This is a genomic window from Nocardia jinanensis, assembly GCF_014645735.1.
In the GTDB taxonomy this organism is placed as follows: domain Bacteria; phylum Actinomycetota; class Actinomycetes; order Mycobacteriales; family Mycobacteriaceae; genus Nocardia; species Nocardia jinanensis.
This window is the reverse complement of sequence record NZ_BMMH01000007.1, coordinates 1-12912: the sequence shown is the minus strand read 5'-3', so window position 1 is coordinate 12912 and position 12912 is coordinate 1. Positions and strand designations below refer to the sequence as shown.

Below are 12912 nucleotides of genomic sequence, written 5' to 3'. Positions count from 1 at the left end.
ACGCACGGATCCACCGCGGCCGGCAGTCCCGGCACAGGAATCGAGAGGGTTATGACAGTGAATCGGACCGCGGGCCGATACGGCCCCCCGGAGAGTTCGCCGCTGACGGGCTACGTGGTGGTCGATCTGTCGAGCGGGATCGCCGGCGCCTACTGCGCCAAGCTCCTCGCCGATGCCGGAGCCCGGGTGGTCGCCGCCGAACCACCGGAGGGCAACCCGCTGCGTGGCCGGTCGGTCTCCGGCGCCATCCTCGAAAACGGCGCGGACGGTGCGCTTTTCCAGTTCCTCGCCGGTGGCGCGCACAGCGTGGTAGCCGATCCCGCGGTCGCCGCGGACCGCGAACTGCTCGACCGGCTGTTGACGAACGCCGACGCGGTGGTCTGGTCACCGGGCCCCGGAGCGGCCGGCGACCCCGGCTACTCGCCCGCCGCATTACGCGAGCGCCATCCCCATCTCGTGGTCACCGCGATCACCCCGTTCGGTCTCGACGGGCCGTGGACCGGGCGGCCCGCCACCGAGTTCACCCTGCAAGCCTGGTCGGGTGGGATCGTCGGCCTCGGCCGCGGCGCCCCCGACCGGGCGCCGCTGTATATCGGCGGGGATGCCGGGGAATGGTTCGCGGGCGCGTATGCGGCGGCCGCACTGCTCACCGCCCGGCAGCGCGCCCTCACCACGGCCACCGGCGAACTGGTCGATCTGTCGATGCTGGAAACCCAGATTCTCGGGCTCTCCTACTATCCGGTGTCGTTCTACGAGACGGTGAACCGCCCGTTCCGTACCCGGCGCAGGCTGAGCCGCCCCGGTGTCGCCACAGCCGCCGACGGTCTGATCGCGGTCGGCTGCGGTACCGCGCAGCAGTGGTTCGATCTGTGCGTCATGGTCGGGCATCCCGAATGGATCGAGGAGGACCCGACTCCGGCCATCACCGAACGCACCAACGAGAAGGCCGCGGAGATCGCCGAATGGTTCGCGGCGCACAAGGTCGACGAGATCCGGGAGCTGGCCACGGCATTCCGGATCCCGAACAGTCCAGTGGCCGACGGCGCCAATGTCACCGAATTCGACCAGCACCTGGCCCGCGACTTCTTCACCGTGAATCCGCGTGGCGGCTTCGTCCAGCCCGGACCACCGTTCCGTACCCTGCCCGCACTGCTACGCGAGCCCACCCCGGCGCCCCGGCTGGGCGAGCACACCGAGCATTACCGCAGCGCCGGATTCCCCGGCCGCCCGGCCCGGACCGGTATCGCCACCTCGAATCCCCTTCCGTTCCGAGGCCTGCGGGTACTCGATATGACCACGTTCTGGGCGGGTCCGTCCTGCACCCATTTCCTGGCCATGCAGGGTGCGGAGGTGATCCATGTCGAATCGGCCCAGCGTCCCGACGGGACCCGGCTCATCGCGGGCGTACCGATCGACGAGGACCGGTGGTGGGAAAAGTCGGGGATTTTCACCGGCCTGAACACGGGAAAGCGCGGTATCACCGTCGATTTCCGCACCGCGGCGGGCCGCGAGATCCTGCGTCGGCTGGTGGCCTCCTGCGAGGTGATCGTGGAGAACTACACGCCCCGGGTGATCGAGCAGATCGGTCTCGACTGGGAAACTGTCCGTAGGCTGCGCCCGGATGCCGTCATGGTGCGGATGCCGGGTTTCGGTATCGACGGTCCCTGGCGCGACAATCCGGCCTTCGCCTACGTGATCGAGGACGCCTCCGGGCTCACCGCGCGCACCGGTTATCCGGATCAGAACCCGGTGGAGCCCTATAGTCTCGGCGACCCGAACGCCGGTGTGCACGCCCTGATCGCCCTGTTGCTCGCTCTCGAACACCGGCGCCGCACCGGCGCGGGGGTGCTGGTCGAGGCGGCCATGGTCGACGCCGCGCTGAACATCACCGCCGAGCAGGTCATCGAGTATTCCGCCTACGGCGCACTGCTGGAACGCACGGGCAACCGCGGTCCGCACGCCGCGCCACAGAACCTCTACCGGGCAGCCGGACTCGACGAGTTCGGCCGGCCCGACAACTGGGTAGCGCTCGCCGTCACCACCGACGAGCAGTGGGCCGCGCTCGTCGAGATTCTGGAGCAGCCTGTGTGGGCTGCCGACCCCGGGTTGCGGACGGTCGCGGGCCGGCGCAAGCGGCACGACGAGATCGACGTACACCTCGCGTCCTGGTTCGCCGACCGGGAAGTCGGCGAGATCGTATCCCGGCTCTGGGCTGCCGGGATCCCGGTCGCCGAGGTACTCCAGCCGCACCGTCAGGGCGAGATCCCGCAACTCCACCATCGAAACTTCTTCGAGGCGGTCCCGCATCCGGTCAATCCGTCCGCGCGGCACAGCACGGTCCCCGCCCGCTTCTCCGCCGGGCCGGGCAGCTATCACCGCTCCCCCGCGCCACTGCTCGGCCAGGACAATCACGCGGTTCTCACCGAACTCGGATACAGCGCGGACGAGATATCCGTGCTGGAACGCGCCGAGGTGGTGGGCGGGACGCCGCGGTTCTGAGTCCTGCCCATGTTGACAATACACTGTCTTATTGACAGCATGTTGTCATGACTTCGAAACTCGTGCACCTGGCCGTATACGACACCCTCGCCGACTGGGAAGTGGGGGCGGCGACCGCGCATATCAACAACGACGCCTGGCATCGCGAACCGGGCGCGTACCGCACCCGCACGGTCGGTGCGAGTGCCGATCCCGTCACCACGATGGGCGGGATGCGGATCGTCCCCGATACCACCCTGGCCGAGCTGACTCCGGCCGACAGCGCCATGCTCATCCTGCCGGGTGCCACCGGCTGGGAAACGGGCGAACTCGACCCGTTCGCCGAGAAGGCGCGCGAATTCGCCGCGGCCGGAGTACCGGTCGCCGCTATCTGCGGCGCGACCTTCGGCCTCGCCCGGGCCGGCCTGCTCGATGATCGCCGGCACACCAGCAATATCGCCGAATTCCTCGCTGCCAGCGGCTACGCGGGCGGCGAGTACTACGCCGACGAACCGGCCGTCACCGATCGCGGAGTGATCACCGCGAATTCCACCGCGCCCTTCGAATTCGCGCGCGAAGTACTGGCAGCACTGGAAATCTACGAACCCGAGGTACTCGACGGCTGGTACCGCCTCTTCAGCGCCGGAGATCCGGCGGGTTACGCGGTACTCGCGGAATACGAGGCACGGCAGGCGGCGGTCTGAGGACGGGCACCGTGGAGAACGCCGAACAGCAGCTGTTCAGCGCGGCCGCCATCACCTCGTTCCGGCTCAACGGCCAGTTCCTCGCGATCGCCGAGGACCTGGCCGGACCGGCCGGGCTCACCGCCGCCTGGTGGCAGGTGCTGGGCGCGGTACTGCACGAACCACTTCCGGTGGCCGGGATCGCCCGGGCGATGGGCGTCACCCGGCAGGGGGTGCAGCGCATCGCCGACCTGCTGGTGGACCGGGGCCTCGCGGAGTACCGGCCCAATCCGGCACACCGCCGGGCCAAACTGGTCGCGATCACCGACGCCGGACACGCGGCCGTGGCCCGGATCACGCCGCGGCACGCGGAATTCGCCGCCCGGCTGGTGGCCGAACTCGGCATCGAACGCCTGACCGAGATCGTGGCCGCGCTCGCCGAACTCTCGGCGGCCGTGACGATACTCGGCGAGGACGAAAGGGGCTGATCACCGAGCGCGCCGGTCAGATACCGGCGAGCCTGCGCACGATCGACAGCGGCAGCACCTTCATCGCGTAGGCCAGCGGTACCCACGGCCACGCCGGGGTGTAGGCCTTGAAGCGCCGCTTCTCGATCGCCGACACCATGGACCGGACGCCGGTGCGGGTATCGACCAGGAACGTGGGCGGATGCGCGGCCTTGTCGTTCATCTCCGAGGAGATGTAGCCGGGGAAGATGATCGACACATCCACGCCGGGCACCCGTTCGGCCGCGATCCCCTCGGCCATCGCCGCCACTCCGGCCTTACTCGCCGCGTAGCTGGTCATGGTCTTGGGCATCCCGCGGACCGCGGAGATGGAGGAGATCACCACCAGATGCCCACCGCCCTGCGCGCGGAAGATCTTCATGGCCGCCTCCATCTGGGCCATGGCGCCGATGAAATTGGTCTGGGCGGTCTGACGATTGGGACGGTCACCGCCCTTGCCGAACGGCACACCTTTACCGAGACCCGCATTGACGATCACCCGGTCGATCCGGCCCAGATCGTCGGCGAATCCGTCGAAAACCTTCGGTACGGCGTCGAAATCGGTGACATCCAGTTCCGCGATCCGCACCCGGACCTCGGGGTGGGCCACCGCGATCTCCTGGGAGAGCTCGTCGAGCCGCTCCGTGCGGCGAGCGCACAGGGCCAGGTCGTAGCCGAGAGCAGCGAACTGCCGGGCCATTTCGGCGCCGAGGCCGGAACTCGCGCCGGTGATGAGGATCGAACCTTTGCCCACTGTGTCGCATCTCCTGCGGTCGGGCCGGCGCCGGTACCGGCGCGGCGATGATCGGCGGGTGTCCCGAGCCTAACGGTTACGAGGGCGCCTGCCCGCAGTTCGGCACGGGAACGGACCGCACACCGGACACCCGCGACTCGCTCATCGGGGTCCTGGGCAGCGAATTCGGGGGCCGGTGCCCTGGTGGCCTCGCTGCCCTCCTGCGGGACATCCTGGGCGCGTAGCCGGGTCGATCGAGCGTCTGGTGTGGCGAGAGTCCGCCGCCCATCAGGAGTCCTGTTATGCCGTGCCGGCTCCGGAAACCTCAGCGAGCGGCCCGGATCAGTTGCGACGCCGGTGCCACGAACGGCGTGAGGGCCTGCTCGATCTGCTGCTGCGAAGGCCGGCTGTGCCGTCGGCCCGGTAGGCCGTCCTCGGGCGTGCCGGTGGCCGCGCGGCACGGATCCGGTTCCGCGATCGCGGGATCCGCGCCGAACTGGTCGCCGGTGATCGCCATCGCGGCCAGTTGGTTCGCCGTGCGGGCCTCGTACACCGTGAGGCGATAGACCGCCGTGAACAGGTTGAGGGTCCGGCCCACCGGCTGTCCGGGGGCCGGTGGGTATTGGCAGGTCCGCACGAGTTCACCGCGGCGTTCCTGGGCTACACACGCGACCAGCTGGACCGCACCCGGGTCGATCGGGCGCCAGACCGCGGATGGCCCGAACGCGGTGTACTCCGGTAGATCGCCACCGAGATATATCGGGCTGGGTCCGGCCCCCGAATACGGTGCGGCGGCCGGATTCCCCTCGCCACCGCCGCACAGGGCACCGTATTCGGTCACATCGAACCGGGCGAAACCGGATGCCGCGAAAACCGTCGCCGTCACGGCGGCGAGCGCCACCCCGGACAACCCCAGGGCCGCGCGATACCGCAGGTCCCTTCCACGGCGCTCCGGCCTGCCGTAGTTGTGGGCTTCCCCGGGCGGTGGGGCGGCCGGCCGCGGGCTCGCGGCGGCGCGGCGGACCCGGGCCGGAATCTCGCGGGCACCGGCGAGACCACGCAGCACACCGGCCCGAGCACCGGCGGCGACCCGGTGCTCACGATCGGAATCGGGGGCGGCGCGGCCGTCGGAGTCCCGGCGGTTCGGGGCGGACGGGGCAGGCCGGACGGGCGGCCCGCTCGCTGCGACCGCATCCGCCCGCGACCCACCGGATTCGCGCGATGCCGCCTGACCCACGGCCGGTTCACCGCGCGCCGCGCCGGTCTCCCACTCCGATGGCCCGGTTCCTTCTCGCGACTCCGCCTCCGTGCCGCCGCGGGCCCCGCCGACCCGCTCCGGTCCGTTGTCCGCGTCCGAGCCCCGCGTCTCTGCTCGGACGTCGCTGTCGGTTGTCCCTTGCGCGTCCGTCTCGGTTGCTGTCACGGACCCTGCCGACCCCGATCCGATCGCCGAGTACGGCCCCGATCCGATCGCCGTCGAGGGCGGCCGCGCATCCCGTTCCACGACCGCAGCGGGCATCTCCGTAGGCGCCTCGATTCGTGGTCCGGGAAGCCGGACGGACCTTCCGGACAGCGCGATCAAGGGGTGCGAACCCGCGGGTTCGACCGGTGGTCCGGACGACTCGTCCCCCGCGGTGCGGAGATCGGCGACGCTGCCCGGCGCGAGAACGAACCCCTCCTTCGCCAGCTCGCCGGGATCGGGCAGGTGCCGCGGAACCCCCAGGATCTCGAATGCTCGCGCGATATCCGCACCGCGCCAGCGGACTTCCCCCACCGACGAACGCTCGAAATGCGCGGTCAGCCCCGCGGAGGAACCGATCCGGACCAGGATGGTCTCGATGCCGTCCTCCGGTGGCCGCGGGGTCCAGCTGATCCGCGAGCCCGTCTTGGGGATCAGCACCACAAGGACATCGAGCTGCTCGGACAGGCCGTGCCGCCGGAACATCGCGGACAATTCGTTGCGCAATTTGCGCCCGCGCAGTAGCGGGTTCGGCGTGGATCTCCCGGTGCGCAGATCCGCGGCACTCTCGCCGACCTGCCAGCGACCGGTGGGCCCGGTGGTCAGCACTCCGTGCTGGACCGACCCGAAATCGGCCAGCACCACCAGGGTGCAGCCGTGCGGAGTCCAGACCAGCAGGTCGGTGGCCGGGGCGGACCGGCGACGCGAGCGCGGTAGCGGCGAGCCGAGCAGGGCCACGCCGCCCACCCGGGCGGGACCCGGGCCCCAATCGGTCAGCAGCCGTCGGACGAAACGCTCTACGCCGGACAACTCGGTGCTCTGCACGCGTACAATCACGGCGACCCCTACTTCGGTGACCACGAAACCCGCGCACACCACAGGGGCGCCAGGGATTTTCGAAATTCCCTGGCGCACAATGCGATTGGATGCGCCGCCATCCATGGTAGCAAGACGCGGCAGAGCGCACGAGAGGGTGCGCCCGTACAACGACGCCCGCAGTCGGGCGAAGCCCACTCAGCGGGACCCGTACCGACTGACACGCCCGATTCCGTCCGACACCACCCGACCGATCGGCCCGCACGGTACGTTTGATTCACCAGAGCCGGTCTGGTAGTGCGGCCAGCCATCGGTAGAAGCGATGAGGCGAGCTGCGCGCGGTTGTCCGGGACCGCTTCGAGGAGAACGTCGTATGTCGCAGCACGAGCTATCCCATGAGGTCGTTTCATTGTTCGCGGAAGGCGAGGTGCTGCGGCTGGACGCCCAGCCGGTCGACTACGCGATCGTCGCCCTCTATTTCGTCTTCGTCCTCGGTATCGGCCTGCTGGCCCGGCAACGGATCTCGTCGAGTATGGACTTCTTCCTGTCCGGGCGATCGCTACCGGCCTGGGTCACCGGACTGGCGTTCATCTCCGCCAACCTCGGCGCCGTCGAGATCATGGGAATGTCGGCCAACGGCGCCGAATACGGTTTCCCCGCCTTCCACTACTTCTGGATCGGCGCGGTCCCGGCCATGCTCTTCCTGGGTGTGGTGATGATGCCCTTCTACTACGGGTCGAAGGTACGCAGTGTCCCGGAGTTCATGCGGCGCCGCTTCGGCACCGGCGCGCACCTGGTGAACGCGCTCAGTTTCGCGGTCGCCCAGGTACTCATCGCCGGTGTCAACCTCTATCTGCTCGGCACCATCGTCAATGTCCTGCTGGGCTGGCCGCTCTGGGTTTCGGTCATCGTGGCGGCGGTGATCGTGCTGTCCTACATCACCCTCGGCGGACTCTCCGCGGCGATCTACAACGAGGTGCTGCAGTTCTTCGTCATCGTGGCCGCACTTCTCCCGCTGACCCTCATCGGCCTGCACCGAGTCGGCGGCTGGTCGGGCTTGCAGGACAAGGTCGCCGCCTCTCCCGGCGGCGCTGAACAGCTGGACTCCTGGCCCGGTAACGCGCTGTCGGGTTTCGCCAATGATTTCCTGTCGATTCTCGGCATCGTGTTCGGCCTCGGATTCGTACTCTCCTTCGGCTACTGGACCACCAACTTCGTCGAAGTGCAGCGCGCCCTGGCCACCCATTCCATCGCCGCGGCGCGACGCACCCCGATCATCGGCGCGTTCCCGAAGATCTTCATCCCGTTGATCGTGATCATCCCGGGCATGATCAGTGCGGTAATGGTCCCGCAGATGGCCCAGTACAAAGCAGCGGTCACCGCGAACCCGGACGTGGACAGCGATGTCACCTACAACCAGGCATTGCTCTACCTGATGAAGGATGTGCTGCCCAACGGTCTGCTGGGGGTGGGCCTGGCCGGGCTGCTGGCCGCGTTCATGGCCGGTATGGCGGCGAACGTCTCCGCGTTCAACACGGTGTTCAGTATCGACCTGTGGCAGCAGTACGTCGTCAAGGACAAATCCGACGGCTACTACCTGCGGGTGGGCCGGCTGGCCACCGTGGGCGCCACCATCGCCGCTATCTTCACCGCGTTCATCGCCGGCGGGTTCAGCAACATCATGGACTACCTGCAGACGCTGTTCAGCTTCTTCAACGCGCCTCTGTTCGCCACATTCATCCTCGGCATGTTCTGGAAACGGATGACCCCGACGGCCGGCTGGACCGGGCTGGTGTCGGGTACCGCGGTAGCGGTCTTCATCTTCGTGCTGAACGAGACGGAGGTGATCTCGCTATCGGGCCAGGGCGTCAGTTTCGTCGCCGCCGGCGCGGCCTTCGTACTGGATATCCTGGTCAGCGTGGCGGTAACCCTGGTGACCGAGCCGAAACCGGCGTCCGAACTGGTCGGCCTGGTGTATTCGGAGACACCGCGCGAACTGCGCACCGACCCCGAAGCCGCCACCTTGCCCTGGTATCAGCGCCCGGTACTGCTGGCGGGTATCGCGCTGGTACTCGTGATCGTCCTCAATATCGTCACCGGATAGGACAACCATCGTGTTCTTCGATATCCGCACCATCGTGGGCAGCCTGCTCGGCCTCTACGGGATCATCCTGGTGATCACCGGACTCGTCCACGACACCGTCGACGAGGAAGCCAAGACCGGCGGTATCAATGTGAACCTGTGGGCCGGTCTGGCCCTGGTGGTGGTCGCCGCGGCCTTCGTGACCTGGGCACTGCTGCGCCCGGTCGCGACCGATCGCCCCGCTCCGGACCCGGCGAAGGAGACCGAGGACAGCACCGACTGACTCCACCGCGCCGGGTGGCTCACTACGACCCGCCCGGTCGCACCGGGCAGGTGGTCACGCGCGACAGTGTGTTCTCAGTCCGGCAGACCGAGCGCGAAGCCGATCGCGATGAGCACACAACTGATGATGGCGACAACCACGATGATCCACATCGGACAAGCGTACGAAACCGGATGCCCGGCCCGGGGACCGGGCCCCCGACCGGCCCGCGACGCCGGCGGGCGACGGGCCGGACCGGGTCACCCGAGGTATCAGGGCACGACCTCGACGACATCACCCGGGTTCAGATAGTGGTAGACCGCGATGGCGCCGGGTTCGGTCAGCCGGATACACCCGTGCGATTTGTGCTCCACCGGCCCGATGTGGAAGGCGATATCGCCGTTGAAGAAGACCGCGTAGTGCATCGGGGCGTTGTGCATCGTGCTCCAGTGGTACAGCTCTTTGAACGCGACGTGGAAGACCCCGGGCGGAGTCTCGAATCCCTGCATGCCGTGTGACATCGGCGTCGGGCCGTAGGTGACCTTGCCGTCGTCCATCAGCCAGACCTCGTTGCTGGACAGACGCAGGCAGGCCCGGGCCGCGGGTGAGCACGGCGCCTGGGTCGGGATGATGGCCGGGGCGCCGGGTACGTTCGGCCCGTTCGGCCACAGCGGTTCGGCCAGCGCGGGCGCTGTGGGCGCCAGCGCGGCCGCCGCGATACCGGTGAGAACAGCCATACGGCGTATCCGATGGAGGAACTGTCCGTTGCTCATCTCGTGCCGACCTCTTTTCGTCGATTTGCCCGCCGCATCCGGCGAGGGACAGCAAATTCCGAGCGAAATCAGAGACCTACACGAAGGTAATTGAATTTTCGGACTGTGGACCGCAATCACTGCAGCCGCGCCCGAAATGAGACACGGTGCGACGATCGGCCGGCGGCCTTCACCCGTTCAGGCGACACTCCAGCTATCGGGGGCCGGGCCACGTCGGCGTCCGCGTCGGCGCCGCTGGTAGAACACCTCCTCCACCGATATGTTGGGCACTTCTTCGACGATTCCGGCCAGCTGTACGTCCAGTCGGAGTTCGGCGATCCGGCGGTGCAGCCCGGCCCGCCGTTCCGCCGGCAACTTCGCCCAGATCGCACCGATGTGGCGTTGCGAAGGGTGATCGGCGACGGCGACCAGCCGCAGGAGCTCGGCCCACAGGTCATCGGTGTTGGCGATCGACGGAAGTTCGGCGATCCGCTCCTGCGGCATCCGCGCGATCAGGCCGGCGATATAGCGCTGCACGTCGGGATGGCAGCGTTCGGCGAGCACCAGCAGACCGCGCCAGGGCCCGGGTTGGAACGCGATGACGAGGGATTCGACGATCGCGTTGAGCGCGGCGGTATTGGCGAAGATCGGATTCATCGCCATCCGCTGCAGCCCCGGCCGGCTCAATTTGGATACGAAGGTCATCAGTTCCGGCGCGGCACCCTTCTGGATGGTGCGGGCGGCGAGCTTACCCAGAGCTTCCGCGGAGGCGAGGGACAGCAGGATATCGCCGATCCGGGAGACCACATCGTTCTCGGCACGCGACATCACCGAGATCGACGCTTCCTGCAACTCCGGCGAACCGGCCAGCACGGTCTCCATCATCCGTGGAATCCGCTTCGACCGGCCGTCCAGCAACTGGCGCAGTACGTTGCTGATGGCGGAGGCGGAGTAGGCGTAGGCGGCGGAGAAGATGATGCCCTCGTCGTCGAGGGTGCCGTGCTCGACCGCCTCGACGAATTTCGGTTTGGCGTATTCGAGAAAAGGGCCGACGGTGATGTGGTCCTTGCGGCGCAATACCTCGTTCACGATCGCGACCAACGGCTCGGAGGCCATGATGTCGCCCAGTTCACCGAGTGCCTTGGGATCCACGTACGGTGTGCAGTCCGCCGCGTACGCGGTCTTGAGCATGGTGAGGGTATCGGCGGCGGCATCCGGATATTCCACACCGACGGCCCCGGCCGCGCGGCCGGTCATCATGGGGGGCACGATTCGCTGGACCAGGGGCAGCGAAACCGTGAGCGGGATGATCGGGATCAATCGCCCGATCCGTTTGAACATCTCGCCGTGGTACTCGTAGATCCGGCCCGAGATCCGCTGCTCGAGTTCGTGCAGGTGTTCGGGTCCGAGTCGTTCGAGGTAGGCGATACGTTCGACAGGCACGTGTAGCGTGCGCGCGAGCAGGATCATCTGCGCGCGGGTGACCAGATCGCTCATCCTTCGAGTTTGTCCCCGAACATGATCCGGCGGGTGATCCCCCGGAACGGCGGTGGGAAGAACCGGATCATTCCGTTGACGGCCTCGATGAGCAGGTCCTTTTCCTGTTGCTGGGCACTGCGGAACAATCCGAGCAAATCCGCGATCTCCTGATCGGAGAGCATTTCCGAGGCGGCGGTGGGTCCGTTCAGTTCGCGGACGAGTTCAGTTCTGGCAGTCATTCTGCTCCTGTGTATCGATCAGTGGCCGGCAGCCGCGACAACCACCGCCGACCCCAGGTATTACCCGCATGACGATATGCCGAATCGTCACGAACGTAAGGCCGTTCACAACTGGTGTTACCTGCCTGCAATTTGTGCTGTCTCACACCATCGCCGGGTGTCGCCGACGCTACCGCAGGCCGCGTCACCCCCGCGCGGGCCGATATTCCCGCCGCGACGAGACCATAACGAATTACCCGATATCTACAGGTCGGAGCAACCTTCGCAGGACACGCCCCAGACCTGGACGACAGAGGCAGCCTATGGGTGAGAGGACTCACCCATAGGCTGGAGCCGGATCAGCGAGCCCCGGCCGACGATCGTGTCCCACTCGATTCGTCCAGCGCGAGATGACGGCGCAGGAACAGCAGCTGGTGCGCGACGGCGGCGTCGAAGAACGGATTGCCCGGCCATACCCCGAAGTGGTCGCACGGGTAGTGGCGCACCTCGGCCCGCGCCGCGAACGCCGCCTTGGCTGCGGCGTAGGGCGGCGCGCCGCGGTCGAAATCGGCGATCTGCACCAGTACGGGCAGGTTCAGCGCGGCGGCGGCACGGGCGGGCCGGTAGCCGGAGAGCTGGAGCAGCACAGTCGGATCGATCTCGTTGCGCCAGGTGGGACCGGCCAGCGCCCGGTAGGACTCGTAGTAGCCGTCCGGTGTCAGCGCGGCGACGTCACCCGGCCGGCCGACGAGCGGGATGAGCCCGGAACCGCCGGTCACGCCGGCCAGCCCGGCTCGGACGGCGCCGAACGTTCCGCGCAGTACCCCGGTGATACCGCTCTCCCGGACCGCGAGGACCCCTGCCGCGCGGCCGTCGACCAGGGGGGTGACCGAGACGAGCGCGGCGACGGAGGCCCGGACCGCGGCCGAGTCCGGCGCGGTGGCGCTCGCGGCGGCGCCGGCGGCGAAGACATGGCCACCGGAGAGCGAAACACCCCACAGCACCACTCGGTGCGGGTCCACTCCGGGCAGCCGGGCGGCGGCCAGGACAGCGGCCCGGTAGTCGGCCAGCTGCTCGGCCATCCGCACCCGCTGCCGCGGCCGGCCTCCGCTCGCCCCGAAATACCGGAAGTCGAAGGCCAGGACGTCGATCCCGGCCGCGGCGTAGGCGCGCGCGAACGGTTCGAGACCGGAATCCTTGGTCCCCCCGAAACCGTGCGCCATGACCGCGACCGGACGGCCGGCCGGTCCATCGAGGTCGGCGCATTCGGCCGGGAAATACCAGGCGTGACAGTTTTCGTCGCCGGAGCGGAAGGTCACGGTGGCAGGCTCGGCCGATGCGGCCGGTTCCTGGGTATCGCGCAGGGTCATGAGTCGTCCTACCTTTCTTCCTGGGTCGGTTGGGCCGGTAATGTCCCGGCGGCCCAGGGGAACCGGGTGTGGC

11 protein-coding genes are annotated in these 12912 nt (G+C 68.1%); 5 read left to right on the top strand and 6 right to left on the bottom strand.

The genetic code is table 11. From position 1 onward, the window contains the following. Window positions 1-51: 51 nt before the first annotated feature. From IEY68_RS17475 to IEY68_RS17465, 3 genes are read left to right on the top strand one after another with little or no spacing between them, the layout of a single operon-like run. Window positions 52-2499 carry a CaiB/BaiF CoA-transferase family protein gene (locus IEY68_RS17475; RefSeq protein ID WP_058853026.1) on the top strand — a complete coding sequence of 816 codons (2448 nt, stop codon included), beginning with the start codon at window positions 52-54 and terminating at the stop codon, window positions 2497-2499. Between the two features lie 47 nt (window positions 2500-2546). Then, entirely contained in the window at window positions 2547-3182 is a 636-nt protein-coding gene (locus tag IEY68_RS17470; protein WP_058853025.1) for a type 1 glutamine amidotransferase family protein, read from the top strand. A gap of 11 nt (window positions 3183-3193) precedes the next feature. Beyond that, a complete protein-coding gene (locus tag IEY68_RS17465; protein WP_058853024.1) occupies window positions 3194-3649 on the top strand; it encodes a MarR family winged helix-turn-helix transcriptional regulator in 456 nt (151 codons plus the stop codon). A 16-nt stretch (window positions 3650-3665) separates the two neighbouring features. On the opposite strand, the gene IEY68_RS17460 is transcribed toward IEY68_RS17465, so the two are convergent. Both IEY68_RS17460 and IEY68_RS17455 read right to left on the bottom strand, forming a co-directional pair. Further along, window positions 3666-4421, bottom strand: a complete 756-nt coding sequence (locus IEY68_RS17460; RefSeq protein ID WP_058853023.1) for an SDR family oxidoreductase — start codon at window positions 4419-4421, stop codon at window positions 3666-3668. Between the two features lie 304 nt (window positions 4422-4725). After that, window positions 4726-6696, bottom strand: a complete 1971-nt coding sequence (locus IEY68_RS17455; RefSeq protein WP_189094358.1) for a hypothetical protein — start codon at window positions 6694-6696, stop codon at window positions 4726-4728. Between the two features lie 352 nt (window positions 6697-7048). Between IEY68_RS17455 and IEY68_RS17450 the strand changes: the two genes are divergently transcribed. Next, entirely contained in the window at window positions 7049-8779 is a 1731-nt protein-coding gene (locus IEY68_RS17450; protein WP_058852940.1) for a sodium:solute symporter family protein, read from the top strand. A 10-nt stretch (window positions 8780-8789) separates the two neighbouring features. After that, a complete protein-coding gene (locus IEY68_RS17445) occupies window positions 8790-9041 on the top strand; it encodes a hypothetical protein (RefSeq protein WP_058852941.1) in 252 nt (83 codons plus the stop codon). Window positions 9042-9292: 251 nt separating this feature from the next. On the opposite strand, the gene IEY68_RS17440 is transcribed toward IEY68_RS17445, so the two are convergent. The 4 genes from IEY68_RS17440 to IEY68_RS17425 form a co-directional block, all read right to left on the bottom strand. Next, window positions 9293-9757 (bottom strand): L,D-transpeptidase, encoded by a 465-nt coding sequence (locus IEY68_RS17440; protein ID WP_058852945.1) that lies wholly within the window; start codon window positions 9755-9757, stop codon window positions 9293-9295. 213 nt (window positions 9758-9970) lie between these two features. Then, a complete protein-coding gene (locus tag IEY68_RS17435) occupies window positions 9971-11269 on the bottom strand; it encodes a hypothetical protein (protein ID WP_058852942.1) in 1299 nt (432 codons plus the stop codon). Then, complete coding sequence (locus tag IEY68_RS17430) at window positions 11266-11490, bottom strand: hypothetical protein (protein WP_058852943.1); 225 nt, start codon at window positions 11488-11490, stop codon at window positions 11266-11268. The genes IEY68_RS17435 and IEY68_RS17430 overlap by 4 nt, the downstream gene beginning before the upstream one ends. A gap of 338 nt (window positions 11491-11828) precedes the next feature. Beyond that, window positions 11829-12839 (bottom strand): alpha/beta hydrolase, encoded by a 1011-nt coding sequence (locus IEY68_RS17425; protein WP_058852944.1) that lies wholly within the window; start codon window positions 12837-12839, stop codon window positions 11829-11831. Window positions 12840-12912: the final 73 nt, after the last annotated feature.